28 protein-coding genes are annotated in these 25875 nt (G+C 35.4%); 2 read left to right on the top strand and 26 right to left on the bottom strand.

Annotated features, from left to right (window positions below; genetic code table 11):
* Positions 1–57 precede the first annotated feature (57 nt).
* From IV494_RS13460 to IV494_RS13480, 5 genes are all read right to left on the bottom strand, one after another.
* Positions 58–777, bottom strand: a complete 720-nt coding sequence (locus tag IV494_RS13460) for a hypothetical protein (RefSeq protein WP_196080633.1) — start codon at positions 775–777, stop codon at positions 58–60.
* Positions 774–1097 carry a PadR family transcriptional regulator gene (locus IV494_RS13465; RefSeq protein WP_196080634.1) on the bottom strand — a complete coding sequence of 108 codons (324 nt, stop codon included), beginning with the start codon at positions 1095–1097 and terminating at the stop codon, positions 774–776. Before IV494_RS13465 ends, IV494_RS13460 begins: the two co-directional genes overlap by 4 nt.
* A gap of 151 nt (positions 1098–1248) precedes the next feature.
* Positions 1249–3981: a M16 family metallopeptidase gene (locus IV494_RS13470; protein ID WP_196080635.1), complete on the bottom strand. Its 2733-nt coding sequence runs from the start codon at positions 3979–3981 to the stop codon at positions 1249–1251.
* Positions 3982–4141: 160 nt separating this feature from the next.
* Entirely contained in the window at positions 4142–5503 is a 1362-nt protein-coding gene (locus tag IV494_RS13475; protein WP_196080636.1) for a M64 family metallopeptidase, read from the bottom strand.
* Between the two features lie 3 nt (positions 5504–5506).
* Positions 5507–5995: a hypothetical protein gene (locus IV494_RS13480; protein ID WP_196080637.1), complete on the bottom strand. Its 489-nt coding sequence runs from the start codon at positions 5993–5995 to the stop codon at positions 5507–5509.
* 91 nt (positions 5996–6086) lie between these two features.
* Between IV494_RS13480 and ruvC the strand changes: the two genes are divergently transcribed.
* The gene (gene ruvC, locus IV494_RS13485) at positions 6087–6641 is read left to right on the top strand and encodes a crossover junction endodeoxyribonuclease RuvC (protein WP_196080638.1); all 555 of its coding nucleotides are present in this window, start codon (positions 6087–6089) and stop codon (positions 6639–6641) included.
* A gap of 146 nt (positions 6642–6787) precedes the next feature.
* Positions 6788–7861, top strand: coding sequence for a DUF4407 domain-containing protein (locus IV494_RS13490; protein ID WP_196080639.1), 1074 nt, complete (start codon positions 6788–6790; stop codon positions 7859–7861).
* A gap of 73 nt (positions 7862–7934) precedes the next feature.
* Here IV494_RS13490 and IV494_RS13495 read toward each other — a convergent pair whose 3' ends face one another.
* The 21 genes from IV494_RS13495 to IV494_RS13595 form a co-directional block, all read right to left on the bottom strand.
* The gene (locus IV494_RS13495) at positions 7935–8510 is read right to left on the bottom strand and encodes an SCO family protein (RefSeq protein WP_196080640.1); all 576 of its coding nucleotides are present in this window, start codon (positions 8508–8510) and stop codon (positions 7935–7937) included.
* Position 8511: 1 nt separating this feature from the next.
* Positions 8512–9354, bottom strand: coding sequence for a formylglycine-generating enzyme family protein (locus IV494_RS13500; RefSeq protein WP_196080641.1), 843 nt, complete (start codon positions 9352–9354; stop codon positions 8512–8514).
* A 35-nt stretch (positions 9355–9389) separates the two neighbouring features.
* Positions 9390–10427, bottom strand: a complete 1038-nt coding sequence (nirK, locus tag IV494_RS13505; protein WP_196080642.1) for a copper-containing nitrite reductase — start codon at positions 10425–10427, stop codon at positions 9390–9392.
* Between the two features lie 167 nt (positions 10428–10594).
* The gene (locus IV494_RS13510; RefSeq protein WP_196080643.1) at positions 10595–11026 is read right to left on the bottom strand and encodes a DUF6759 domain-containing protein; all 432 of its coding nucleotides are present in this window, start codon (positions 11024–11026) and stop codon (positions 10595–10597) included.
* Between the two features lie 96 nt (positions 11027–11122).
* Entirely contained in the window at positions 11123–12583 is a 1461-nt protein-coding gene (gene guaB, locus IV494_RS13515) for an IMP dehydrogenase (RefSeq protein WP_196080644.1), read from the bottom strand.
* Between the two features lie 151 nt (positions 12584–12734).
* Positions 12735–13100, bottom strand: a complete 366-nt coding sequence (locus tag IV494_RS13520; RefSeq protein ID WP_196080645.1) for a hypothetical protein — start codon at positions 13098–13100, stop codon at positions 12735–12737.
* Positions 13101–13275: 175 nt separating this feature from the next.
* A complete protein-coding gene (locus tag IV494_RS13525; RefSeq protein ID WP_196080646.1) occupies positions 13276–13800 on the bottom strand; it encodes a DUF4252 domain-containing protein in 525 nt (174 codons plus the stop codon).
* 4 nt (positions 13801–13804) lie between these two features.
* On the bottom strand, positions 13805–15070 hold the full coding sequence (locus tag IV494_RS13530; protein ID WP_196080647.1) for a DUF4252 domain-containing protein: 1266 nt from the start codon (positions 15068–15070) through the stop codon (positions 13805–13807).
* A gap of 11 nt (positions 15071–15081) precedes the next feature.
* The gene (locus IV494_RS13535; RefSeq protein ID WP_196080648.1) at positions 15082–15747 is read right to left on the bottom strand and encodes a hypothetical protein; all 666 of its coding nucleotides are present in this window, start codon (positions 15745–15747) and stop codon (positions 15082–15084) included.
* Positions 15748–15758: 11 nt separating this feature from the next.
* Complete coding sequence (locus IV494_RS13540) at positions 15759–16271, bottom strand: RNA polymerase sigma factor (RefSeq protein ID WP_196080649.1); 513 nt, start codon at positions 16269–16271, stop codon at positions 15759–15761.
* Positions 16272–16551: 280 nt separating this feature from the next.
* Positions 16552–16908, bottom strand: a complete 357-nt coding sequence (locus IV494_RS13545; protein WP_196080796.1) for a helix-turn-helix domain-containing protein — start codon at positions 16906–16908, stop codon at positions 16552–16554.
* 67 nt (positions 16909–16975) lie between these two features.
* Positions 16976–17761, bottom strand: coding sequence for a hypothetical protein (locus IV494_RS13550; RefSeq protein ID WP_196080650.1), 786 nt, complete (start codon positions 17759–17761; stop codon positions 16976–16978).
* A 6-nt stretch (positions 17762–17767) separates the two neighbouring features.
* Entirely contained in the window at positions 17768–18181 is a 414-nt protein-coding gene (locus IV494_RS13555) for a PaaI family thioesterase (RefSeq protein ID WP_196080651.1), read from the bottom strand.
* A 64-nt stretch (positions 18182–18245) separates the two neighbouring features.
* A complete protein-coding gene (locus IV494_RS13560; RefSeq protein WP_196080652.1) occupies positions 18246–19385 on the bottom strand; it encodes a 3-hydroxyacyl-CoA dehydrogenase NAD-binding domain-containing protein in 1140 nt (379 codons plus the stop codon).
* An 83-nt stretch (positions 19386–19468) separates the two neighbouring features.
* Positions 19469–20266, bottom strand: a complete 798-nt coding sequence (locus IV494_RS13565; protein WP_196080653.1) for an enoyl-CoA hydratase-related protein — start codon at positions 20264–20266, stop codon at positions 19469–19471.
* Positions 20267–20346: 80 nt separating this feature from the next.
* Positions 20347–20823, bottom strand: coding sequence for a 1,2-phenylacetyl-CoA epoxidase subunit PaaD (paaD, locus tag IV494_RS13570; RefSeq protein ID WP_196080654.1), 477 nt, complete (start codon positions 20821–20823; stop codon positions 20347–20349).
* A gap of 119 nt (positions 20824–20942) precedes the next feature.
* The gene (gene paaC / locus IV494_RS13575; RefSeq protein ID WP_196080655.1) at positions 20943–21692 is read right to left on the bottom strand and encodes a 1,2-phenylacetyl-CoA epoxidase subunit PaaC; all 750 of its coding nucleotides are present in this window, start codon (positions 21690–21692) and stop codon (positions 20943–20945) included.
* 114 nt (positions 21693–21806) lie between these two features.
* A complete protein-coding gene (gene paaB / locus IV494_RS13580) occupies positions 21807–22088 on the bottom strand; it encodes a 1,2-phenylacetyl-CoA epoxidase subunit PaaB (RefSeq protein ID WP_125024240.1) in 282 nt (93 codons plus the stop codon).
* A 34-nt stretch (positions 22089–22122) separates the two neighbouring features.
* On the bottom strand, positions 22123–23196 hold the full coding sequence (locus IV494_RS13585) for a DUF695 domain-containing protein (RefSeq protein ID WP_196080656.1): 1074 nt from the start codon (positions 23194–23196) through the stop codon (positions 22123–22125).
* On the bottom strand, positions 23193–24422 hold the full coding sequence (hutI, locus tag IV494_RS13590) for an imidazolonepropionase (protein ID WP_196080657.1): 1230 nt from the start codon (positions 24420–24422) through the stop codon (positions 23193–23195). Before hutI ends, IV494_RS13585 begins: the two co-directional genes overlap by 4 nt.
* A gap of 79 nt (positions 24423–24501) precedes the next feature.
* Positions 24502–25647, bottom strand: a complete 1146-nt coding sequence (locus tag IV494_RS13595) for an MFS transporter (RefSeq protein WP_196080658.1) — start codon at positions 25645–25647, stop codon at positions 24502–24504.
* Between the last annotated feature and the right edge of the window lie 228 nt (positions 25648–25875).

Raw genomic sequence — 25875 nt, forward strand, 5'->3', positions numbered from 1 at the left:
CCCAAAAAAAATCCGGCCCATTTCTGAACCGGATTGTTTTGACATATTTCTGTGAATTTAAGAGTAAGAGTTCTCATAATCCTTAACTTTCCTTATTGAAGCTGAGCGGTCCTGTAACATGAAGTACAGATAAAAAGTGACTGCTGTTTTGAATACAATGCTTGTGACCGCAGCAATAAAAATCTCTGTAGAAAACAAATTAGAGCCGTGTAAAAAGTCATAGACCACTTTAAAAGAATTGGTTGGAAGTTTTGTGAAGACACCCAAAATTGCAAGTAAAATAGATAAAAGAAAAATATTCAGCAGCTGATTGTAGAAATATTTTTCTGCCCTTGTTCTTTGTTTACTAATTCTTGAAAAAGCATAAACGAGGATCATTACCACAATTAATATTCCTAACAAAACATAAATTACTGCATTGATCATAAAATAGTAATCTTTCATCATAAACTTTGCAGTAAGAAATTGCAATAACATTAGTACAAAAGCTATCGTTAAAGACTTTTTAAGGAGTTTCTTGTTGATTTCTCTTTGAATTTCCTTTACGATTACAGGTACTTTTCCAAAGGAAAAAAATGATTTTTTCGTGAGACGGAAATCCTTTTGCCAGATATTTTTAGTAAGTTTAAAGGCTTCATCAAAAGAAATTTCTTCCTCGCGTTGTAATGATTCAACTTGGATTTCAAAATGATCAGTAACTTCCATCAACACGTCTAGCGGGAGTTTTTTAGATATCAAATAATTACGGATGTGTGTTTTTTCAGAGAGTGTCATCATATTTCAAAAATGGTTTTAAGATTAAACAGATAACTTTTCATTTCGGCTTCCTGTTGAACTTGTTGTTTTTTTCCTTTTTCCGTAAGAAAATAATATTTTCTGTCGCGACCATTTACGGTTTCTATACTTGAATAAATAATGCCGTCATTTTCCAGTTTATGAAGTATTGGATAAAGTGCACCTTCAGTCATTTCCAGCTCACCCTGAGTTAATTCTTTGGCGCGCTGGGTCATTTGATAACCGTACATTTTTACTTCTTTAACCAAAAGTTTTAGAATGATATTCTGTAAGGTTCCTTTGTAAAGTCCATTTTTTTTCATGACTAAAATTTAATACCTAACAAATCTATGTATAATTTTCTTATGTATGTAATCTTTTTTGGATTTTTATTAAAAATGACTTAAATCATTTGGACCTAATAAAAATAATCCGGCCCATTTCTGAACCGGATTTGATCTTATTTTTTGAATTTTATTTTTTATTGAAATCTCCTGCGTACACAGAAGTCAAACGATCTAAAGTCAGATATTTTCTCAGTGCCGCATTTACTTCCTCCTGTTTTAAATTGGCAATCTTAGAATTTAAAGCGTCATATTCATCTAGAGAAACGCCGTACTGTAATTTTTTATTCACCAGATTGATCAGCGTATTATCCATTCCCAACATGGTTTTCTGAATGTTGGCGTAACTTTTTTTGTTGGTCGTAACTTCATCTGCGGTAAAACCGTCTTTTAAAGCTTTGCTTACTTCATCTTTCACTGCACTTTCTACAGCATCTCTTTTGGTCGGGTTTAATAAGGCATAAAATCCCCAGGACGCTACATCATTAGAAACAGGGACATTTAAAAATGAACCAACTCCATAACTTATTCCTTCTTTTTCACGCAGTCTCATCGGTAATCTTGCCGATAAAAATCCGCCACTTCCCAATATTTCATTAGCCAAAAGTAGCGCCGGATAATCTGCACTCTTCTGATCCATTTTAAAACTTTCTGTTCCTAAAGCCATGGCATTTTCTTTGTCAGGCGTCAAGAAATTTTTATCAATTTTTTTAGTATCAAAATAGGTAGGTTTTATTTCGGTGTATTTCGATTTTGCATTCCATTTTCCGAAAGTGTTTTCTAAGGAAGAAGCTGCGATTTTCGGATCAAGATTTCCTAAAACCGTTCCGAATCCGGTGTTCGCACCCATTATGTTTTCGTAGAAATTTACGATTTGATCTCGGGTGACTTTTTTGGTATTATCAATTTCTTCCTGTAAAGAGGCAGTGTAAAAAACGCTTTCTTTTGGATATGGCATTGCTAAGCGTTGCAGCTCATTTTGCGCGAGTGCTTGCGGATCTTTTAGTTGACCTTCTAAAGCAGTCGTATATTCTGAAATTGTTTTAGTTAATTCATTTTGTGGGAAAGTAGAATTAGCCAACATATCTTTTAAAATATCCATCACCTCCGGATAATTATTTTTGTAAGTTGACAAACTGATAAATAAGTTCTGTCCACTAATTCTTGTGTCAATAGATGATTTTAATTGATCAAGTTTATCCTGAATCTGCTCTTTTGTTTTGGTCTTGGTTCCTGCTTTCAAAAGATCTGCAGTTAAGTCGCCAATTGTATTTTTACCGGCCAGATCTTTTTCGTTTCCGAGCAGAAACTTAAAAGTAGCCATTACTTTATCACCTTTTACTTCTTTATTGATGAGGCCATATTTCATTCCGTTGGAAAGAACGCCTTCTGTTACATTTTTCTTCAGATTCGCAATAGAAGCTTCAAACGGTGCAGCTTCTTTTTCTAAATCTTTTCCCTTATAATTAGAGGTTAAAGAGGCGATTTGGTCAGGTTGAAATTCTGAAGGTTTCACCCGCATTTCATTGGCACTCGGTACAAAAAGCCCGATTGTTCTGTTGTTGCTTTTAAAATATTTCTGCGCCACACTTTTAATGTCTGCAAGGGTCAGTTTTTCTACATTGTCGCGATATAAAAATGACAGTTTGTAATTCCCTGCTCCGACAATTTCCGTCAGAGAGATCGCATAACCGATCGTATTATTTTTGGTGTCTGAAATCTGTTTTACAAGTTTTGATTTTGCGCGTGCTAAATCTTCTTCTGTATAATTAGTAGTGGCGATTTTATCTAATTCAGTTTTTACCAATTTTTCAGTGACGTCTAAATTTTTGTCTTTCGGCACATCAAAGTTGAAATACATCATCCCCGGATCTCTTGATTCTGGAGAATAAGCCCAGATCGCGGAAACTTTTTGTGTTTCTACCAAACTTTTGTATAAATATCCAGAAGGATTTCCTGTTAAAATTTCACTCAAAGCTGCCAAAGCTGCAAAATCTTTATCGGCGTACGCAGAAGTATGATAAGCTGCGGCAACCAGTTTACTTTCTCCGGCGCGGTTCAGAACTACCGTTTTTTCTCCGTCTTGTGGTGGTTCTACTGTGTAAGTTCCGCCCAGTTCTCTGGTTGGTTTTGGTAAGTTTGAAAAATTTTCCGCAATATATTTTAAAGCGTTGTTTTCATCAAATTTTCCCGCAATGATCAGGGTTGCATTGTCGGGTTGATAATATTTTTCGTAAAATTTTCGGAGCGTATTTGCTTTTACTCGCTCGATATCCTCTTTGCTTCCAATCGTAGAATTTCCGTAATTATGCCACATGTACGCCGTAGAAAATACCTTTTCCATCAAAACGCCGGAAGGATTGTTTTCCCCGATCTCAAATTCATTTCTAACCACAGAAAATTCTTTGTCTAAGTCGGTTTGCAAAATGGTCGCGTTGATCATTCGATCGGCTTCCATATTAATTGCCCACTTCAGATTCTCATCATTAGAAGGAAAAATTTCGTAATAATTGGTTCGGTCATAATAAGTGGTTCCGTTTGCAGCACCGCCTTTGTCGGATAATTGTTTCTTAATATCACCCAGGTTTTTCGTGCTTTTAAAAAGCATGTGTTCCAGCAAATGCGCCATTCCTTTTTCTCCATAACCTTCATCTTTGGAACCTACATGGTAAATAATGTTAACGACCATATTGCTCTGTGAACCGTCTGGAATCAACAAAACTCTCATTCCGTTGGTTAAAGAATATTCTTTTATTCCTTCAATGTTTCCGACAAATTTCGGAGTTTCGGTTTTTTGAGCAAACGTAAAATTGGAAAGTGCGAATGTTCCCATTAAACTTAGACCCAGTAGAAGTTTTTTCATGTTTTTATTTTTAATATTACCAAATTTAATACTATTCTTTAATGTATTGATACTGAAAATTATAAATGTTTGTTAAATATCTAATTATTGCGATTAAAATTTAAATAAAAAAATCCGGAATTCCATAAGGATCCGGATTGTTATGAATTAAAAAATAAATTTATTCTTTAATGATCTTTTGGGTCAGGATCAAAGATTTATTTTCGTACACTTTGATAAAATAGGTTTGTGGCAAAAGTCCTTCAACATCTACGGAAACTTCACCTGAACTCAAAAGTTCTACTTTCGGCGTTCTTAAACTTCGCCCTGAAGCATCAAGAATTTCTACGGAGATATTCTTTAAACTTTTATTTTGATCTTTAATAAAGATCTGGGATTTCACAGGATTTGGATAAAGCGTAAAATTTCTTTGCGTAGCGTTTACATCAATTGCAGCAAGTGTTTTCGTTACGGTCCAGGAAACGGTTCCAACATGTAGAGAAGAGTGATTGTCAACCTTCAATAAACTGTTGTTGTCCACGACCGAAAAAAGTACCGTATTATTTCCCATATTAAAACTTGCAGGATTAATGGTGGTCGCGTTTGAGGTTTTCGTCAAAGAGGTTCCATTTAAACTCCAGGAATTTGCTAAAGTATTTGGTACCGGTAAAATTTCATTTACATTAAAGGTAATCGGAGCAGTAAGATTAATTGCTGCTGCATTGCTTGGTGTAAAGGAATCGATCGGATTTTGCAAAGTATGAACTCTCTCGATCAATTGTTGTTTGCAAACTGAGCAAAATTCGCGGTTTAAATAACGCATTTCGCAATTTTGATTAGGTCTGAACCAGGTCGGACTTTCCTCATACGGAAATATGCCGGTTGAATTAATTCCTAACCAGTTTTTCCATCTGTTGGTTGCAGGATTATTGTCTTTCGTTTTATTTGGAGATTCACCCGTTCCTGAAAACCAGTATTCATCGGCTAAATTTCCGAAGGAATGTCCAAGCTCGTGCACTACAATTTCGGGCGCGGAAGGATGATTGGACAGGAAAGCGTACGTTCCGCCGCAACCACCGTATTCCGGAGAATTTCCTAAGACAAATGCAATGTCAAAATCAGGCACATTACTCGCCAGAACACCGGTTACTTTATTGGTCGTGTTCGAATATACGCAGCGATGAACACCAACGTCGAAAGTTGTTCCTAAAAAATTATTGGGATTACTTACCGGAAATACAGGTTCTGTCACATCAGTTGCCGTTCCCGGATGTTTTACGCCGGATTCCAAAGAGATTACTTTGATCGCGTAAACATTAAAATAGTTTTTGTACTGATTATATGGTGATTTTGCGAAAATGTAGTTGATCAGAGTCGTTGCATCTGCGATAAAATTTCCCTGTTGCGCCGCAGTAAATCCATCTCCCAGAACCACCATATTGATCCTTTTATCTCTGGGTCCGTTCTCTATAATGGGGACGGTTTCAAAAACTTGAGAAAAGCACAACTGGCTCATCATCAAAAATAGTAGAATTTTTTTCATCGTTTAAAGTTTTAAGGTTATTAAATTGTTTTTTGAGGTTGTAGTAATTTTTTCAATTTTCACGGAAGAGATCTCTCCTTTTTGATTAAACCTTACGCTGAACTCAGCTTTTGATAAATTGACTTTATTCTTACTCAATCCATCTTCTGCAAACACTTCAAGAACAGGATTGAGCGGATCTTCGATAATTCTTTCTTCCAAAATTTCCCCACCTTTTCCGAGCATGGTGATCAGGAGATTTCCTGCCTTATTTTCTTTGTTGTCAATGGAGGTATTTTTTATAATTCCTTTTGTTATTCTTGTTTCGGTATGTGTTACTTTTTCAGAGCCGGACGGTGTTTTTTCAATTCCAAAAAAAAGATAAATAATGCTGTTTTCTGGGGCAACGCTTTTCGGGATTGCACCAGTATTGTTGGGCACGGCAGTTTGTACATTGCAGGAACCCATCAAAATTAACAGAATCAGGTAAAAAAAGGAAAGAAGTCGAACCATAGCGCAATTATTTCTAAACAAAATTAATATAAAATACTAAATTATAAGTATTTATCTGATGTTATTAAATTAAACGGATTATTTTTGCAGCGTGCAAACAGAAAAAATTATTTTAGGAATCGATCCCGGAACCACGATCATGGGCTTCGGATTGATCTCAGTGAAAGGAAACAAAATAGAAATGATTTCTATGCATGAACTTATTCTAAAGAAATATCCGAATCACGAAACCAAACTGAAATATATTTTCGAGAGAACTTTGTCTTTAATTGATGAGTTTCATCCCGATGAGGTTGCGCTGGAAGCTCCTTTCTTTGGAAAAAATGTACAGTCGATGCTGAAGCTGGGTCGCGCGCAGGGAGTTGCAATGGCGGCGTCTCTTTATCGCGATGTTCCGATCACTGAGTATTCTCCCAAAAAGATTAAAATGGCGATCACAGGAAACGGAAATGCGAGTAAGGAACAGGTTGCAGGAATGTTGAAAAACCTTTTAAATCTTAAAGAATTTCCCACCAAATATTTGGATGCTTCCGATGGTTTGGCAGTTGCGGTTTGTCATCATTTCAATTCGGGTACCATCTCTACTGATAAATCTTACACCGGATGGGACAGTTTTCTAAAACAAAATCCCGATCGTTTAAAATAGATCAATCTCTTAATTTTCAGTTATTTACTTTGTAAATTTGATTTACAAATAATACACAAAGGATTTACTTGGCTAAACCTAATACTATCTGTAACATTGTTGCGTTTTCTAAGACAGATTAGTTAAAGTTTTAATTTTTTAAACCAATGAAAAATCAAAAAATAAATCCAGTAATTCAAACCGCTCATTCTATGAATTGGTTTCAGAAATTTCTGATGATTTGTTCCGGCAGCAACATCCATATTTTAAGAAAAACACCGAGCGAATGGAATAAGTTTGCCGGAATAGGCGGAATCGTTTTGTTCACCGCAGTTTTTGCAACACTTTCTGCCGGGTACGCGATGTTTACAATTTTCGATAATATCTGGACTTCAGGGGCATTTGCAATTCTTTGGGGTTTAATGATCTTTAATCTCGACCGGTATATTGTTTCCTCCATCAAAAAAACGGGGACTTGGTGGAATCAAATTTTGATGGCCATTCCGAGATTGATTTTAGCGACTTTTTTAGGGATCATTATTTCGAAACCTTTAGAATTGAAAATATTTGAAAAAGAAGTTAACAAGCAATTGAATACCATTATTCAGAGAAATAAAACCCAGCTTCAAGCCGAAATGAACGGCAGGATTTTGCAGCAATCCGGTCCATTTGACACAGAGAAAAAACAAATTCAAAACAAAGTTGTCGAGTATCAAAAATCCTATGATTCTGCGTCGGTCGAATTAGAAAAAGAAATTTTAGGGAAACAAAGTGGCTTAACCAGTGGAAAAGTTGGTTACGGAACGAATGCCAAAAGAAAAGCTGAATTAAAAGAACAGCGTCGACAGGATCTGGAAAATTATCAAAAACAAATTGGTCCCCGACTGGAATATCTGGATAAAGAAGTTTCAAAAGTGTATACCAATATCGAAAAAGAAAGAGATAAAACAGAAACCTTCGAAGATCAGTTCAACGGTTTTGCCGCAAGACTTCAAGCTTTAGATGAATTGGGTAAAAACTCAGCGATTATAGGAGTTGCTGCTGCTTTTATCATGGGGCTTTTTATCACTTTAGAAATTTCGCCGGTTCTGGTTAAACTAATTTCTTCGGTTGGACCTTATGATCATCTTTTAGAAAAAACTGAAAATGATTTTAAATTATATTCCAAAGAAAAAATAGAAAAAGGAAATGCCTTAACCGATTTTCGAATCGATGATTTTAAAGATAAACTGGGGAAATAAACCAAAAGATTTTCAAAAAAAAATACCTGCAAAATTTCTTAAGCAGGCATTAATGGCTGTTTTTAGTGTTATTTTAATTCAGACCATTTACTGTTTTCGCGATCGCATCAGAATTTACAGTTCCTTCTTCCTGACTTACCATTTCTCCATTTTTGTTAAAGATAGAAATGATATTGGAATGAGAGAAAATAATTGGCGTAATTTTTTTGTATTTCACCGCCAGAACATTTGCAAATTCCCGGGTTGATTCAAGATCGCTGCGAAGGAAAACCCAGGGTTCACCGTACATGTCTCTTTTTTGAGCGTATTTTTTCAAAACTTCCGGCGTGTCATTCGTCGGATCGATCGTGATCAACACCATTGAAGTATTTTTGAGTTTGTCTTTCGTGATTTTAGCTTCTACTTTTTTCATATCGGCTACCAAAAGCGGACAAGCTGTTTGGCAACTCGTGAAAATCATTACAACAACCAAATTTTTACCTTTTAGATCTTTCAGTTGAATTTCCTTGCCATCTTGATTTTGCCACTTTGAATCTAATAAGAAGATAGAATCTGCAGTTTTTACTTTGATATCTTCTGGTTTTTCAGAATTGTCTTTGCAGGCAAAAAGGAAAAGAAGAGAGAAAATGAGTATGGTGAAATTTTTCATTTTATTTTTTTTGAAGGTCTTTTGCACATCTGAATCCTAAGTTTTCTACCGTGAAATTGGCTTTTAAACTTGATCTGAAAGCGTATCTCATAAACGAGGCATAATTCAGAACATCCGTTGCGCTCGTTGCTGCTGAAGCACAAAATAATCCTTTGTCATCGAATTCTCCATTTCTGGAATCCGCGGTCGACATGATCGAATTGAAATCGTCCGTCCATTCCCAAACCAGATCGAACATATTGTAAACGCCGTAAAAATTCGGTTTTGAAATCATTACCTTATTTTTCTCTCTTAATTTTTCATTGTAAAGATTGATGAGATGAGCGGAATACGTAGGTTTTTTTCGGGCATTTGCAGTTTCTTCGTCTGCCATTGCTACAAATTCCCATTCGTCTAAAGTTGGTAATCTTTTTCCTGCACTTTTCGCGTAAGCTTTTGCGGCAAACCAGGAAGCAAAAGTGATAGGTGCATCTGGATCAGCATTTTTTGGAAGCGTTTCGTCATTTTGCCAATTTTTCAAGTACGTGTCGTCTGCAAAAATAGTTTTGATGTTGCTGCGTTTCCATTTCGGATTTTTGATCACAAAATCGAGGAATTCCTTATTTGTTACAGGTCTTTCATCCAAAAGAAAATCATCCACTTTAACCAGAGAACTGTCGCCGTAAAAAGATAAATAACTTCCGCCTTTGATGGTGATCATTTTCACGTCCGGATGAATTGCGGCTTCCTGAGTAATAGCAGCAGGAACTTTTTTTGTAGAAATTTCTGTGCTCTTTTTATTGCAGGATACCAGAATAAAAAAGAAACCGCCGATGAACAGAACTATTTTGAAAATTGATGACATGGCAGTTTCTTTTATTTGATATTTAAGATTTTCGATTATTGTACTTTATGGTAAACTTTCGGATTTTTCTCTCCCGTAACTTTTAATTTACCGATGGCTCCTTTGTTGAAAGCTCTGAAAATAGAGTGGTCAACGATCACATATTCTCCCGGCTCTTCAACTTTGAATTCTACCATTGCTGCTCCACCTGCAGGAATTACTGTGGTTTGAACATTCTCATTGTATTTTGTTCCACCTTCTGCATAAACTTTGTCGAAGATTTCCCCAATAACATGGAAAGAAGAAACTAAGTTTGGTCCTGCATTTCCTACGAAAATACGTACTGTTTCACCTACTTTTGCCTGAAGCATTTTTTCACCCATTAAAGCGTTTTTCTTGCCGTTGAAGACTACATAAGATGGTCTTTCGTCGAGTGCTTTGTCCTGGTCAAATTCCTGAAGACCTTTATCATCGGTTTTTCCTTTCGTATAGAATTCACCCTGCATAATGTAATATTCTTTGTCAACTTTGGCTAAACCTCCTTCTGGTTCCACTAAAATTAATCCATACATTCCGTTTGCAATGTGTAATGGAACCGGTGCTGCAGCACAATGATAAACAAAAAGTCCCGGGTTTAAAGCTTTAAAATTAAAGATCGCTTCTTTTCCTGGAGCAACATTGGTTGCTTCTGCACCTCCACCTGGACCGTTTACGGCGTGAAGATCAATATTGTGCGGCATTACACTGTTACTTGCATTTTTTAAATGAAGTTCAACTTCGTCGCCGACTCTGATTCTGATAAATGATCCCGGAACGGTTCCGTTAAAAGTCCAGAATTTGTAAGTAGCGCCGTCTGCAAGTTCGCCAACTTCTTCTGTCGCCTCTAAATGTACGATCACTTTTTTAGCAGCTCTGTCACCAACCGGTGCAGGAACTGTTGGAGGATTCACAGGTTTTTGGTCTTCTGTTTCGCCACTAACTTTAATGTCCATTGCAGCGCTTTCTGATTTTGCTGCGGAAGTTTCGTTCGGATTTTTTTTGCACGCCTGAAGCGCTAAAAGAGCGAGTGCAAAGGTTGTAAGAATGTTTTTCATGAATTGATATTTAACTGTTTTTTAATAGGACAAAATTATCCGAATTAGATTTAATTTCAAAGTTTTCAGATATGAGTTTTATCAGAAATGAAAAATGATTGTTTCGCTTACCGTTATTCTGCTAATTTCAGGTCTTTCCGTGCATTCAACATTCTATTCCAGTTTGACTAATTTTTAGAAAGTTTCAGACTCAGCGGATCCAGAATATTCTTCTGGGAATAATATTTAGCAGCACAAATATTTGATCTCAAGGTATAACTCCCTTTTTGAATGACGAATTGATTTTTGGAGTTTGCAGCAATCGGCAGATTGTAGATTTGATTATTAGATTTTCCGACCATTCTTACGATAATATTACAGTTCGACCTGTTTTCGATAACTGCTGCTGTATTTTTTTCTGCAGGATCTGAATCATTCAATAAATAAGTTAAAACTTCAGCATTTACGCGGGTTTTATTGATTTGATCTTTCTCCATTAAAGTTCTGAATTCCTGTACTTCATTATTTGAGGAAGAAGTACCGCCATAATTGGGAGCATTGGAAATCACATCGCAACTTCCGAAAAGCAGAAAAAGAAAAAGAAAGTAGTAAGACTTCATTGCTGATTTTGTAGAACGTAAATATAAACTGATTTTGAGCAATCCGAAAAAAAAACCGACTTTTTTAAATAGTCGGCTTTATATATTTTATTTTTTTTAAAGGGAATAATTCGGAGCTTCCTGCGTGATGATCACATCATGAGGATGAGATTCTTTCAAACCACTTCCGGTTATCATCACCATTTTACCGTCTTTTTGTAAAGTGTCGATATCTTTCGTTCCGCAGTAACCCATTCCCGCGCGAATTCCGCCCGTTAACTGGAATACAACTTCTTCTAATTTACCTTTGTGTGGAACTCTGCCTTCAATTCCTTCCGGTACAAATTTTTTGGCCTCACTTTGAAAATATCTTTCTTTTCCACCGCGTCTCATGGCAGAAAGTGAACCCATTCCTTGATACGCTTTGAATTTTCGACCCTGGAAAATAATTTCTTCACCCGGCGCTTCATCAGTTCCGGCTAGTAAAGAACCGAGCATCACGGCACTTGCACCGGAAGCTAAAGCTTTGACGATATCTCCGGATAATTTAATTCCACCATCGGCAATTACAGCAACGTTTTTTGTTTTAGCATATTCGAACACATTGTAGATCGCAGTCAATTGCGGAACTCCAACTCCGGCTACAACTCGGGTTGTACAGATCGAACCTGGACCAACACCGACTTTTAGAATATTTGCACCCGCTTCAATTAAATCTTTCGCAGCTTCTGCGGTGACTATATTTCCACCAACAATATCAAGATCTGGAAAATGTTTTCTAATTTCTGTTACTTTATCAAGAACTCCTTTTGAATGTCCGTGCGCAGAATCAACAGCGATAATATCAACTCCAGCGTTGACCAGAGCTGTAACGCGATCGATGGTGTCGTCACCAACTCCAACACCGGCTCCAACGATCAACCGACCATTTTTATCTTTATTGGCGTTCGGATATTCCATTTGATTGTCGATATCTTTAATGGTGATTAAGCCAACAAGTTTGAAGTCTTTGTCAACAATAGGAAGTTTTTCTACGCGGTTTTTCAGAAGAATTTCTTTGGCTTCATCTAAATTTGTGGCTTTATCAGAAGTGATGAGTTTATCTTTCGTCATTAATTCTTCAACCTTCAAATCTAAATTTTCCTGGTATTTGACATCACGGTTCGTAATAATTCCAATCAAAGTATTCGTCTCATCAACAACAGGTAGTCCGGAAATTTTAAATCTCGTCATTAATTCCTTGGCTTCAGCTAACGTATGATCTTTCGATAAAGTCACAGGATCAGAGATCATCCCATTTTCAGAACGTTTTACATTGTAAACCTGAGTTGCCTGTTCCTCGATCGGCATATTTTTATGAATGAAACCAATACCGCCAACTCTCGCCAAAGCAATTGCCATTTCTGCTTCTGTCACCGTATCCATAGCTGCGGAAACGATGGGAACATTGAGCGTAATTTTATCGGAAAGTCGTGATTTTAGGGAAACCTGATTAGGTAAAACTTCTGAGTAAGCAGGAATTAAGAGAACGTCATCGAAAGTGATGGCAGTTTCTACGATTTTGTTGTGAATAGACATCTTTTACTTTCTGTGCGAAATTAAGTTATTTTTTTTTAAAATGAAAGTTTTTGGTTTTTGTTGTTAATTATTTAATTTGATATTTAAAATTTTTAAAAAAAATAACCGCAAAAAAGGATGCGGTTATTTTAAATTTTTAATTTTCATTAATTTATTCTAAAGAAAGTTTTAGAGAAGATTCTTTGAAAATATTGATGATTCCACTGCAACCACCATTTTGATATTCAAGCCGAACTTTTACCCAACTGCATTTTGAGATCTCAAGATTATTCCAGGCGGAAAAGGGTGGTACATTGACGGTTTTTTTTGCGCCATTTTCTTCAAATTCATAACTGTCGACCGTTATTCCGAGATTCCAGTACGAATTAGTTTGTTGATTGATAAACATACTTGAAAGATGAACCTGAACTAAAATATCAGTCGGCTGATCTAAGTTTATTTGTTCGTACACATATCTCATTTCACTTTCGGCAGTTCCATCTGCATTGATGGCTTTGGTTTGAAAAAGGGTTTTCATGATTTAGTTTATTTGGTTATTTAATTCAAAGTTAGCAAATAATACACTTTAATTGAATGATAGAATACTCTTTTTTTAACTGGAATCTTAACAAACTAATGGAAATTGAATATATGTTCCTGATAAAAAGAAACAGCCACTAATAAATCTGTGGCTGCTTCTTACTGAAATCTAACTATTTCGAAACCAATTTCTTAATATCATTTTTCTCTGAATAATTAATAATTCTGGAAATATCATCTGCTGTAAATTTTCCCGAAACATCTACATAAACCAGATCCTTCTCGGAAGCTATTGTGATGAGTAATCTTCTGATTTCTTCTCCCTTTTGTTTCGCCTGAAATTTGATGATTTCTTTATCTTTTTTTATCGTCATCCATTCTTCGTAATTGTTTTTGGTCAGATATTTTGTGTAATCAGAAACCATATTTTCGTTTCCATTTTCCACCGTCATTACTTTGATGTCTGATACTTTTTTGATGAGGTTAATGAGTTCTTCGCTTTCACCATCTTCGCGCAATGCTCTTTTCACAATGGGTTTTGCCAGAAACATGGGCACATTTACACTTATGAATTTTACATCTTTGTTATCATAATTTGAATGATCAAAGAAATCCATTTTTGGTTTTTGAGAAACAATGCAGGATTGAAGTGTAATTATTAGTAATAAAAAAGCACTTAAAGAATATAATTTTTTCATGACATTAGTTTAAAGGTTTCACACTTCCGCCGCTCACTGATGATTTTTCTCCCTGGAAATTTTGGGGATTTCCTTTGTACCGAATAGAGGCACCCGAAGTTGCATTGGCATTTAAAGATTCAGTTGCATGAACTTTGACTGTAGCGCCGGAAGAAGCACGAACCATTGCAGTTTTTGCGACCAGATTCTGCGCATTACAAGCCGCTGCACTCGATAAATCGATGGAGATTTTTTCTGCATTTCCTTCGATGGTTGCCATTGAACCGCTGCTACCATCAACTTCTATGGTTTTAGAATTCACCTCAATTCTTGCACTGGAGCCGGAACTGATATCCACTTTTACACTGTTCGCAATATTTAAATCTGCATTCAGATTGGCGCCGGAAGAAATTTTGGTTTCGAAATCATTTTCATTAATGGTATTTAAAGTGGTCAACAATGATCCGGAACTCACTTTTACAGAAGAAAGTCGAGGCGCCTCAATAGTGACCAATAGCTTTTTGAAATTCAAATTCTTGTTATCTTTATTTTTAACTGCAATGGTTAAGATTCCGTTTTGAACTTCCGTCGAAACATATTGCTGCAAATTTGAATCAGTATCCACAATAACAGATTGATTATTTCCCTGCGTGAAGTTCACTTTAATTCCGCTTGAAACTGAAACGCCTGTAAATTTTCCTACATTCCGAACCTGCGTATTAGCATTTGAACTGATGTTTTGGGAAGTAACTGAACTGATCGGCGTAGAATTCTGAGCTTCGTTGACTAAGTTGTTTACATCATCCATCGAAATTTTTCCTTCCAGCATCAGCAACATCGTATTTCCTTCTGAATTAATGCTGAGCAAGAGATCATCTAAAATCCCATTCGCAGCATCTGAGGAAAGAAATTTTATTTTATTGTCTTTGTTATTTACCGTGATGAGTTCTTCATACTTCATGTTTTTTAAGGAACTTGTAATGTCGGCCTGTAATTTTTGAAACTGCAATTGCTGTTTTTGATCTTCCGGCTTTGCAGAAACTTTTGGTTTTTCAACGATCAGAATTTTCAAACCATTAATTTTACTGAGCAACGGTTTAATTTGAGACAGTTCGTCGTCGGCAATATTTAATTTGTTGAGCATATTAAACATTGGTTTTGCAATTTTGATGGAGGTAACTCCTTCCGCTTCCTGATATTTTTCAAAAAGCTGATCCAGTTTATCTTTCTGCGCATTAATTTGAAAAAAATGCGAAAAGAAAAGGGCGAATATGATAAGTAATTTTTGCATGATATTATATTTTAGTAATCATTTTTAAAGTTGTTTAGGACATCGGTTTGAGCCACTGTTTTCGATACATTTTCAGACAGAATTCGGAAGGAATACTTCGTCAAGTCAATCGCTTCCTGTTCACTTTCTATTTTCTGACCATTAATTATTACGTAATTAGATTTATAGTCAGAGTTTTCATTTTTGGATACAGTTTTAGTCGGAGTTGAATTTTTCGCATATCTCGGTCTCGATTCTCTTCTGATGCGACCTCGTTTAGGCAAAATTTGATTCATAATATCGGTCTCATTCTGATCAACGGTTGATGTAGAATCAGATATAATGCTGTCGGATTTTATTTTTAAAGAATCATTGGTCAGGTTGATCGCCAGTTGTGATTCCTGTTGGAAAGTATCTTTCTGTTTCAGGATTTCATTTTGAACCAAATTGTCCTGTTCTTTAACCGATTTTTTAGTTTCATAATTAAAGAAAATTCCTATTGACAGAAGCAAAATTACACTTGCAGCCATCCAGAATGTTTTCGACAAGGAACCACCTTTCGTTTTATTAACCAGAGGAATTATTTTTTCACTTTCTTCTGTTTTTTTCAGAAAATCTTCGAAATCCCAGTTCATTTTCTCTTCCTTAAGTTCCTGGGTAATTTCCTTATATTTATCTTGAGATCTATCTTTTTCCATGGTAATAATTGTTATAAATTTTCAATCATTCTATTTTCGAAATCCATCAGTTTCAGGATTTGTTCTTTTACTTTTGTTCTTGCCCGCATCAGATTTACACGAACTGCATTTTGCTCCATTTCCAGAATTTCTGCAATTTCCACAACATCGAAATCTTCTACATCTTTCAAATGAATCACCGCTTTCTGCTTCTCTGGAAGCTGATTAATAAAACCGATGATCTGGTCTTTCATATTATTCGATTCCACTTCATGAATTTCACTTCTGTGTTTTTGAAAATCTGCGAAACCCATTTTCACATCTTCGTGTTTCAAGCGGTTCAAACATTCATTCTTCACCGACTTCATCGCATAAGATTTCAAATTTCCGAAACCCGCAAGTTCTTCTTTTTTCTGCCAGAATTTCATCATCAGATCCTGCACTACATCTTCAGCTTCGTCACTGCTGATCACGAATCTTTTCGCAAAACGATACATCTCATCCTTGAGACAGAATACCGTGTTTTTAAAAATATCGTGGGTCATTGTTTAGTTTCTATAAGTAAGACAACTAATTTCCGAAATATATTACATCAAAATAAAAAAAACTTCAAAATAGTCTTTGAAGTTTGGTTTTTGCTCGAATTTGTTCGCGAATAATTCTCTTTATTTGGGCAGACATTTCCGCCTTCCACTCCCGCTTTTTTAATTGGTGGCTTCGACAAGCTCAGCCACCAATTAAAAAAAGCTCCGTTCAAGTCGGGCTGCAGATTCGGTTTTAAATTAAGTGATATAAATGTTTAAAATGTGATATCAGATTTAAAAATCAATAAGACTGAATTAATACTTCAGTAGGAATTTTCATAATCGTGTGTAAGTTTCTAATCATCTCTAAAGAAAGTTTTCGTTTCTTATTGAGAATTTCGCTCGCACGACTTTTTAAACCAATCACTTTTGCCAAATCATTTTGAGAATAATTCATTTGTTCCATTCGGAATTTTATAGCGTCAATAGGATCAGGCAAATCAATCGGAAAATAATCATCTTCATATTTTTCAATAAGAATTCCTAAAACTTCTAATTCATCTCCTTCTTTCGTTCCTTTTCTTGCATCAAAAATTACTTCAAGCCTTTCCAGTGCCTGATTGTAATCTTGTTCGGTTTTAATAGGTTTAATTTCCATTTTCTTTAGCGTAGATTTTTTCATATCAGATGACGATTATTAAAAAAAAGTAAAATGGTGAAGAGATCTAATCTTTTAATTTTTGGAGTTTTAAAGATTTTAAATAATCGTCGTAGAAATTAATTGTGTTTTCTAAATATTTCCTTGCCTTTCCAGATGCAGAGAATTTAAATTTTTCAAAATACTCATACATTTTTTTGTCGTCTTCATAAACAATGAAAGGGAAATATTTTAAATTTAAATGCCTTATTTTTCCGGATTTTAAGGGTGTAACAATTTCAAATAATTGTTGATCAATTCCCTCAATTTTATTTTCGAAGATATACTTATCAATTGAGTGGTGAGCAACTCCTCCGAAATAATCAACATCCTCCTGTAATTGAAAAGCATCAATGAATGCTTGACCAAAAAATATTTGTTTTTGAACGTCGACGCTAATTTCGCCATGAGCAAATGAACCTTTCAGTGGCGTGTTTGTTTCTATTATTCTTGCGAAAATCCAATTCAGGGCTTCTATAAATACATTAAATGTATCAATCGAATCGTTTTTAGAAAAAATAATTATTGAATCGGAAAATGTAACAATTTCTATTGGGTTTGTGTCGTCATTTGTAAACCGGCTGTCAGTTATTTTTGGATTTATTTCATTTTTTAAATTTGAAATTCCGATAAGTTTTTCGAAAATTTCCTTGTGAGAACTTCTCAACACCATTTCCTTAAAGCCCAAAATATCGAAGAATGCGACGAACCTATTCTTCGTGATTTCCCATTTTGTGTCATCTGAATAGTCTTTGATGCTTTTAAGTAAATCAGTATGAGATTTACTTAGTACGTTAATTATTATTTTCGCCATAATTATTTATAAATCCGTCACCTTCTTATCAATTTTATAAACCGTTCCTCTAAAAGTCGCCACCAAAACTTTATGCTGATTTGTAATCGAAATATCGTAAACTCCGGTTTTTCTGGTATCGGAAATCAAAACACTTTCTGCGGTTAAGGTATCGCCCAATCGAATCGCTTTTGTAAAGTTCATTGAACAATGTAGCGCAACCGAGGCTTCATTCGTATTGTTACTCGAAAAAGCCAAAGCAGAATCAGCGAGAGAAAAAGTAACGCCACCATGAACCGTTCGCAGTCCGTTGATCATTTCTTGTTTTACAGGCATTTCAATCAGACAATATTTCTCCCGAACTTCGATGAGATTTATTCCCATCCATTGTGAGAAGTGATCCTGAGTGAGCATGTATTGAGCGAGTTCGTGTGTAGTCATTTTGAGTAATTGAGTTTTTGGGTGATTGAGATTTTGAGTTTTTAGTATTGCTTACAACCAATTACTAATTACTCATCTTTCGAAGTAACGGACTTTGTCGGTATCGTTCTTCCTGATAAATTTCGTAAAGATTTTGAAGGGTGTCTGAAATTTTTTGATAGCCGATTTCTTGTCCCCATTGCAACAAACCTTTTGGATAATTCACGCCTTTTTGCATGGCTAATTCTATGGCTTCATCGTTGGCGATTCCCAGTCGTTTTGCTTCTACGGCTTCGTTTATTAACATCGATAAAATACGCATGAAAATTTCGTGGTACAATTCTTCGTCTTTTTCGGGAGCGGGTTTTTGAGCATTTTCGGAATAATCGTAAAAACCTTTTCTGGTTTTTCTGCCGTGTAATTTTGCCTCACTCATTCTTTGTTGAAGCAAACTCGGTTTGTATTTCGGATCGAAAAAATAATCTGCGTAAACAGTTTTGGTTACTGAGAAATTCACATCAATTCCAATGAGATCCATCAATTCAAATGGACCCATTTTGAAATTTCCCAAAGTTCGCATCGCATCATCGATCTGTTCCGGTGTTGCAATATTTTCTTCAGCAATTCTTAAAGCTTCACCATAAAATGGACGCGCAATTCTGTTCACAATAAATCCGGGAACATCTTTCGCGATCACTGGAGTTTTCCCCCAACTTTCCATTAAAGAAGTAATTTCGTTGGCTAAGTTTTTCTCCGTTAATAATCCTGGAATCACTTCCACCAAAGGCATCAAAGGAGCTGGATTGAAAAAATGAATTCCAATAAAACGTTTTGGATTTTTTAATTCTGAAGATAGGGAAGTGATTGAAATCGAAGAAGTGTTGCTCGAAATAATACATTCATTAGAAACAATTTCTTCTAATTGCTGGAAAACTTTGGTTTTGATTTCTTTATTTTCGATGATGGCCTCAATGACCAGATCACAATCTTTAAAATCTTTGAGTTCTGTACAAAATTTGATTCGGTTAAAAATATTTTCACTTTCTTCAAAACTAATTTTATTTTTTTCGACCAATCTTTCCAAAACTTTTTGCAATCCTTCTAAAGATTTTTCGGTCTGTTCCGCGTTTTGATCGTACAGAAAGACGTTACATTTATTCATGGCTGCAACTTGTGCAATCCCAATTCCCATTGTTCCAGAACCTATAATTCCAATTTTATTCATTGTCCTATTTTTATAAAAAGTAAAATGTCGGATGTATAAAGTATTTTACATTTTACTTTAAACATCCGACATTCCACAATATGCTATTTTCCTTTATACTCCGGTTTTCTTTTTTCCAGAAATGCAGAAACTCCTTCCATGAAATCTTCTGATTCTGCCGCTTCTTGTTGTAAGATCCCTTCGATATCCAATTGTTTATTTAAGGAATTATCATAAGATTCATTAAATGCTTTTTTGGTAAGCGAAATCGCTTTAGTCGGTAAATTTGAAATTTGGATAAGAACTTCCATTGCATTGTCCATGAAAGTTTCATCTGCAAAAACATCAGCGATCAAACCTAAACTTTTAGCTTCCGTTGCCGATAATTTTTTCCCTGTAAACGCCAAATAATTCGCCTGTTGTCTTCCCAAAAGTTTTGGTAACCAATACGTTCCGCCGGTATCTGGAATTAATCCAATATTAACAAATGCCTGTGAAAAATAAGAAGTTTCGGTGGCCAAAGTAAAATCGCAGATTAAAGCCAACATCGCGCCAGCTCCTACAGCAGGACCGTTTACTAACGAAATCACAGGTTTTCTCGCATTTGCAATTTCTTTCACCAAAGGATTATAAAAATCAATGACCATTCTTTGGATTACCCGATCTTCATCCGGATCGCTGAAAGACATCGCGTCTTTTAAATTTTGTCCGGAACAGAAAGCTTTTCCACGACCTGAGATCGCCAGACAACGAACTTTTTCGTCTCGACTTCCGTCATGAATAAAAGTTCGTAGTTCCGAAAGTAAAGTTTTATTTAAGCTGTTATAAGTTTTCTCGTCATTGAGATAAGCGATTTGTAATTTTCCCTCTAAATGGGTTTCAATTTCTAACTGTTTGTACATGTTATCTTAATTTTTATGAAGGTCTAAATTACTCTTAATTTCTCGGTTTGCATATTTTAAAACTATGCTACAACTTCTAGTTAATGACATTTAAAATAATCGAAAGGTTCCAAACAATCGTTGCATTGGTAACTTGCTTTACACAGCGTAGAACCGAAACGGCTGATTTGTTTTGTATTTGTAGAACCACATCTTGGACATTTTTTTGGAACATTTAAATGATCTTCGTGATTTCCTTTTTCAGGCGGTGTAATTCCGTAAACGCGAAGTTTTTCCCGCGCTTCATCGGTGATCCAATCGGTTGTCCAAATGGGAGAAATTTTGGTAATTACTTTCGCGTGAATTCCTTTTTCTTTGAAGAGTTTTACAATGTCTTCTTCAATATTGAACATCGCCGGACAAGCCGAATAAGTCGGCGTAATCACGATTTCAACTTGGTTGTCGGAAATCATTTTTGCTTCCCGAACAATGCCGAGTTCCACAATATTGATAACGGGAATTTCGGGATCAGGAATTTGGGAAAGTATTTCGAATAAATCTTGTTCTATTTTTATCATAGAATTTTTAATTTTTTAACCACAAAAGGCGCAAAAGTTTGAAGTGAAATTTATAATGTTGAAAAGTTCAAAAAAGCACAAAAGCAATTATTTTGAAACCATCAAGTATCAACTAAAATTTACCAAGCGCAGTTAGGATAGGTTCTTTGCATGAACTGTAATTCACATAAAATAAAGCCGAAATATTCAGTGTGATATCCTGTTCTGGAACCTTTCTGCATAAATTCGCTTTCCGGAATTTCTATTCCAAAATTTTGGAAATCTTCTTTAATGATTTTCGTCCATTGTTCATGAATTTCTTTTCCAGCTGGAACAACGTCTAATTTCGCTAAATCTTCTTCGCCCGGAGTTTCTGCAAACATTCCGCCCGTGTATTCCCAAAGGTTTTCAACTGCATTTTTTACGCGTCTTTTACTTTCTTCAGTTCCGCCTGCAAACATTTTGATCCAGGTTGAAGTATGCGTATAATGGTACTTTACTTCTTTCAAAGATTTTTCGGCAATCGCAGACAGTTGTTCATCGCTGCTTTTCATTAATTCTGTGTAAAGAATTTTCTGATAAACCGAAAAGAAGTAAACTTTCAAAATCGTCTGTGCATAATCACCGTTCGGGATTTCTGTCAACTGACAATTCAGATATTCTTTTTCCAAACGCAGGAAAGCCAGATCGTCTTCTGATTTTCCAAGATCTTGAATCTGTGCGGCGTATTTATAAAAATTATTAGACTGTCCGAGATAATCTAAAGCGATATTCGTCAAGGCGATATCTTCTTCCAGATAAGGTCCCTGTCCGCAAAGTTCGCCCAACCTTTGACCAAAAATCAAAGTATCATCGGCTAATTTTAAAGTATAATTAAAAAGTGGATTCATTTATTTTGTTTTAAGAGCCAAGTAAAAAGTTAAGTAAAAGAGCCAAGTAAAAAGTAAAAAGAGCCAAGTTGGATATTTTACCTCAAAACTTGTACCCCGAAACTCGCACCTCTTCTACATATTTTTCACATCATTCGGGATTTCGTAAAAAGTCGGGTGGCGGTAGAGTTTATCATCGGCCGGATCGAAGAATGCTTCTTTATCAATTCCTTCCGAAGTCACCAAATATTTACTGGGAACGACCCAAATTGATGTGCCTTCCATTCTTCTCGTGTACACGTCTCTCGCTGCTTGTAATGCCATTTCCGCCGTTGCTGCCTGCACAGTTCCTGCGTGTTTATGGGAAAGTCCCGGTTTTGTCTGGATAAAAACTTCCCACATATCTAAGTTGCTCATTGATCTAAATTTTATGGTTTAAAGATAAAGTTTTTTAATGAATTCCGTATCGTTCAAATGATTGCCAATACTTATCCTTATAGATTTCAAACGTCATTCTATAGTCCGGATATTTTTGAACCGTTTCTGCCAGAACTTTTGAGATTTTCCGAAAGTCTCTGCTGACGAAATAAATTTCTCTAATGTTTTCAGCAGTTTCCCGACCTAAATTTAAATTTCCTTCGTCGTTTTTTAATTCAAGCATCATTTCATCTTCAATCAAATTAAACAGGTCGTAATCTTTATCATCCGGAAAACCATTGTCTTCATCACCTTGATATTCAATTCTTAAAACCGAAATCCAGGGATGCGACGCTTTTTGATCCCACTGTAATAAATCGACATTTATGGTTGCAAGCAAAGGAAAACCATTTTCCAGAGTTCCTTCTAATAAAGAGTAAGAATCTTCGGTGGTTTCAATTTTTGCGTCTTCGTATTTTTCGGTGAATTCTCTTTCACGCCAACTCAAAAAATCTTTTAGTTTTGCAATTGGAATGAGTTCTTTTTCTGCTTCGTTTTTACCCTTTATTTCAAAATTGTCAATTTGAGTAAGGAAATTAAGTTCACCCAAATAATTATCGATAAATAGGTAAGTCCCATTGATTACGTCACTTTCATTTTGATCATTTAAATCTTCATGAACAAAAACCAAATCAATTTCATCGGGATAATCTTCATCGTCATTAGAATAGAAATAAATATTTTCTTTGTTAAAAATATAATCGCCCATTTTAATGCTGACATTTTCGATATCTAATTCTGGTTTTAGAGCGGTGAATTTCCAGTTTTCAAGATTTGGAGATTCAGCAATAAGCTCTTCTGCGAAAACAATATCTTTAATATTTCCGTCAACGGTGATGATGAGTTCTGCTGTAGAATCATCAGACATTCCCACGAGGATGAAAAAATTTTCATTCAGTTCTTTCAATCTCGGAAGAATAATTTCTAAAAAACCTTCATCAATATTTTGGCGCTCTTTTACCGCAGTGAAAAAATCATTTTCCTTGCTTATAAACCACTTCCAAAACTCCTGATAAGTGGATTTATTTAGTTTTAATAATTCAGTCATGATGATTGTTTTTCTCCGTCAATGTAAACGTTTTCCGCTTTTAAACTTCCCTGGTGATAAAGTACATTCTGGAAATTATCTGTTTTAAAGGTGACGAAATCTGCTTTCTTTCCTTTTTCTAAAATTCCGCGGTCTTCTAAATTCAAAGCAAAAGCCGACCGGAAAGTAATTCCCGCCAAAACTTCAGCCGTTGACAATTTTTCAAAAGTCGCTAAAATACTTGCTTGCGTAATTAAATTTCCCATAGGAGCGGAACCTGGATTCCAGTCGGAGGCGATGGCTAAAATTCCACCTGCATCTAAAATTTTTCTAGCCGGCGTAAACTTTTCACCCAAACCTAAACTTGCTCCTGGAAGCGCAGTTGCCACAGTTTCTGATTTTGCTAAAAATTCGATGTCTTCATCAATTGTTGCTTCTAAATGATCGGCAGATTTTGCACCAACTTCAACGGCAATTCTGGAACTTCCGGAAGTAAATTGGTCTGCATGAACGGTAATTTCAAAACCCAATTCTTTGGCTTTCAATAAAAAGGATTTGCTTTCTTCTGGTAAAAACGCCGATTTTTCAATGAAAATATCAACGCGTTTTGCAAGGTTTTCTTTTTTTACTTTGGGTAAAATTTCGGTGATAATATAGTTGAGATATTCTTCTGAACTTCCTTCAAAATCTCTTGGTTTTAAATGGGCAGAAAGACAGGTCGGAACTAAAGTCGCTTTGGTAAAAGTTTGTGCTTTTTTAATGACACGCAACATTTTCAGTTCACTCTCAACATCTAAACCATAACCGGATTTTATTTCAATCGTCGTAATTCCTTGTGATATCAGAAAATTAATTCTTTCTAAAGTCGTTTTTAATAATTCTTCTTCATTCGAAGATCTGGTATGTTGAACAGAACTCCAAATTCCGCCGCCACTTTCTGCGATTTCTAAATAGGTTTTTCCGGCATTTCGCATGGCAAAATCATTGGCGCGATTTCCCCCAAAACAAATATGCGTGTGAGAATCTACGAAAGCCGGCAAGCATATTTGTTCACCTTCTATATTTTCGATTTCAGTATCTGGAAATTGGTCTTTTAAATTTTGGAAAGAATTAGCGGTTTCAATTTTTCCATCTTTAATTAAAAGTCCGCCATTATTAATGATTTCGAGTTGATCATCTGAAAGTTTTCCACGTAAAGGCAGACTGGCAAGCGTTACAATTTGTTTGAAAGGACCGATTAATTTCATGAGGATGGTTTTTAAAATATTTTCAAAATTAAAATAAAAGACTTTAAAACCGAACTAAATAAATTTAATTTAAGAATATCTAACTCGTCTTTTTTAAATGATCAAAAACCATTTTGGAAAGTGGAATAAACATTAATCCAGCGAAAATAAAAGTGATAAATGCTTTTTGCAATCCAAAGGCACTTGCAAGATAACCAATAATCGGTGGTCCTAAAAACATACCCACCGTAGAATACGTACTGATAATAGAGATCACGATCGGAACCGAATATTTTTTAGCTTTCCCTGCAAGGATGAAAGTCATAGGAAAAAGACCGGAAACGCCAAATCCGACCATACAAAATCCAACTAGAACCGGGACAAGAAAGGGAAAAAGTATTGCGAGAAGAACTCCGGAAACGATCAGGACTGAACTTGTAATGAAGAGTTTTTGCATGCCAAATCGACTCATCAAATTATCGATCGTTAATCTCGAAATCGTCATGCAAACCATGAAAAGCAAATATCCGTAAGTGAAAACTTCCTGTTTTACAATTTCTTTTAAATAAACGCCATTCCAGTCGTACATACCACCCTCACAAACTGCAGCGAAAAAGACCATAAATCCTAGTAGGGAAATGTATTTGCTGGGTTTTTGAAATTTAAATGGATTGCTTGTTTTTACTTTATCATTTTTAATAAGGAAAGGAAACATTGCGATAATTATTAAAAGCCCAAACAACATGATCGTTAGAAAATGCCAGAAGATCGAGACTTCGTATTTGAGCATAATTGTGGAAAAAAGTACGCCGGCAATTCCGCCAATACTCCAAACACCATGAAATTTTCCCATGATCCTTTTCTCGAATTTTTGCTGTATCGAGAGTGATTGTGTATTAATTGCGACGTTAATAATTCGGAGCGCTATCGAAAATATAACCAACGAGATTACAAGTCCAATCAAGGAAAATCCCCAACCGATTGAAAATAGAGACAAAAGAAATAATACACTCGCTAATTGCAGCGGAATTCTGCTGTCATATTTTGCGACCAACCAACCAGAAAGAGGAATTCCGATAATCGCGCTTGCAGGCATAATCATTAAGAGATTTCCTAAATCTCCTTCCGTAAGATTAAAAATTGCTTTGATGGTCGGTATTCTGGAAGCCCAGGTAGAAAAACAAAGTCCAGATAAAAAGAAGTAGAAAGATAGTGCAATTCTTTGCTTTTGAGGTGTTGAAAACATATCGCGCAAAATTACGATTTTAGACTTTTATAATCCAGAAGTTTTTGGATATTAAATCAAAGGTTAAAGCAGAAAATATAAGTTTCTGTATCTTAAAAATTAAAACAAATCGTTATTTAAGTTTTACGTTAAAAATTTATAGGCCTTAAATTTTACTTGAAAGAATCATTAATTAGTGATAAAAATATTTTCAAAAATTTAGTATTTGAAATGATAGATTTTCATGAG

The organism is Kaistella gelatinilytica (genome assembly GCF_015679325.1).
Classification (GTDB): domain Bacteria; phylum Bacteroidota; class Bacteroidia; order Flavobacteriales; family Weeksellaceae; genus Kaistella; species Kaistella gelatinilytica.

Excerpts from the sequence above, each read along its gene's own strand:
- IV494_RS13535 (WP_196080648.1), bottom strand. The coding sequence starts at position 15,747 with ATGGAAAAAGATAGATCTCAAGATAAATATAAGGAAATTACCCAGGAA.
- IV494_RS13530 (WP_196080647.1), bottom strand. The coding sequence starts at position 15,070 with ATGCAAAAATTACTTATCATATTCGCCCTTTTCTTTTCGCATTTTTTT.
- nirK (WP_196080642.1), bottom strand. The coding sequence starts at position 10,427 with ATGAAAAACATTCTTACAACCTTTGCACTCGCTCTTTTAGCGCTTCAG.
- IV494_RS13490 (WP_196080639.1), top strand. The coding sequence starts at position 6,788 with ATGAAAAATCAAAAAATAAATCCAGTAATTCAAACCGCTCATTCTATG.
- paaD (WP_196080654.1), bottom strand. The coding sequence starts at position 20,823 with ATGATAAAAATAGAACAAGATTTATTCGAAATACTTTCCCAAATTCCT.
- IV494_RS13465 (WP_196080634.1), bottom strand. The coding sequence starts at position 1,097 with ATGAAAAAAAATGGACTTTACAAAGGAACCTTACAGAATATCATTCTA.
- IV494_RS13540 (WP_196080649.1), bottom strand. The coding sequence starts at position 16,271 with ATGACCCACGATATTTTTAAAAACACGGTATTCTGTCTCAAGGATGAG.
- paaB (WP_125024240.1), bottom strand. The coding sequence starts at position 22,088 with ATGAGCAACTTAGATATGTGGGAAGTTTTTATCCAGACAAAACCGGGA.
- IV494_RS13560 (WP_196080652.1), bottom strand. The coding sequence starts at position 19,385 with ATGAATAAAATTGGAATTATAGGTTCTGGAACAATGGGAATTGGGATT.
- IV494_RS13545 (WP_196080796.1), bottom strand. The coding sequence starts at position 16,908 with ATGGAAATTAAACCTATTAAAACCGAACAAGATTACAATCAGGCACTG.
- IV494_RS13460 (WP_196080633.1), bottom strand. The coding sequence starts at position 777 with ATGATGACACTCTCTGAAAAAACACACATCCGTAATTATTTGATATCT.
- IV494_RS13475 (WP_196080636.1), bottom strand. The coding sequence starts at position 5,503 with ATGAAAAAAATTCTACTATTTTTGATGATGAGCCAGTTGTGCTTTTCT.
- IV494_RS13525 (WP_196080646.1), bottom strand. The coding sequence starts at position 13,800 with ATGAAAAAATTATATTCTTTAAGTGCTTTTTTATTACTAATAATTACA.
- IV494_RS13520 (WP_196080645.1), bottom strand. The coding sequence starts at position 13,100 with ATGAAAACCCTTTTTCAAACCAAAGCCATCAATGCAGATGGAACTGCC.
- IV494_RS13550 (WP_196080650.1), bottom strand. The coding sequence starts at position 17,761 with ATGGCGAAAATAATAATTAACGTACTAAGTAAATCTCATACTGATTTA.
- IV494_RS13480 (WP_196080637.1), bottom strand. The coding sequence starts at position 5,995 with ATGGTTCGACTTCTTTCCTTTTTTTACCTGATTCTGTTAATTTTGATG.
- IV494_RS13495 (WP_196080640.1), bottom strand. The coding sequence starts at position 8,510 with ATGAAAAATTTCACCATACTCATTTTCTCTCTTCTTTTCCTTTTTGCC.
- paaC (WP_196080655.1), bottom strand. The coding sequence starts at position 21,692 with ATGAATCCACTTTTTAATTATACTTTAAAATTAGCCGATGATACTTTG.
- IV494_RS13470 (WP_196080635.1), bottom strand. The coding sequence starts at position 3,981 with ATGAAAAAACTTCTACTGGGTCTAAGTTTAATGGGAACATTCGCACTT.
- IV494_RS13595 (WP_196080658.1), bottom strand. The coding sequence starts at position 25,647 with ATGTTTTCAACACCTCAAAAGCAAAGAATTGCACTATCTTTCTACTTC.
- hutI (WP_196080657.1), bottom strand. The coding sequence starts at position 24,422 with ATGAAATTAATCGGTCCTTTCAAACAAATTGTAACGCTTGCCAGTCTG.
- IV494_RS13510 (WP_196080643.1), bottom strand. The coding sequence starts at position 11,026 with ATGAAGTCTTACTACTTTCTTTTTCTTTTTCTGCTTTTCGGAAGTTGC.
- IV494_RS13585 (WP_196080656.1), bottom strand. The coding sequence starts at position 23,196 with ATGACTGAATTATTAAAACTAAATAAATCCACTTATCAGGAGTTTTGG.
- IV494_RS13555 (WP_196080651.1), bottom strand. The coding sequence starts at position 18,181 with ATGACTACACACGAACTCGCTCAATACATGCTCACTCAGGATCACTTC.
- IV494_RS13500 (WP_196080641.1), bottom strand. The coding sequence starts at position 9,354 with ATGTCATCAATTTTCAAAATAGTTCTGTTCATCGGCGGTTTCTTTTTT.
- IV494_RS13565 (WP_196080653.1), bottom strand. The coding sequence starts at position 20,266 with ATGTACAAACAGTTAGAAATTGAAACCCATTTAGAGGGAAAATTACAA.
- guaB (WP_196080644.1), bottom strand. The coding sequence starts at position 12,583 with ATGTCTATTCACAACAAAATCGTAGAAACTGCCATCACTTTCGATGAC.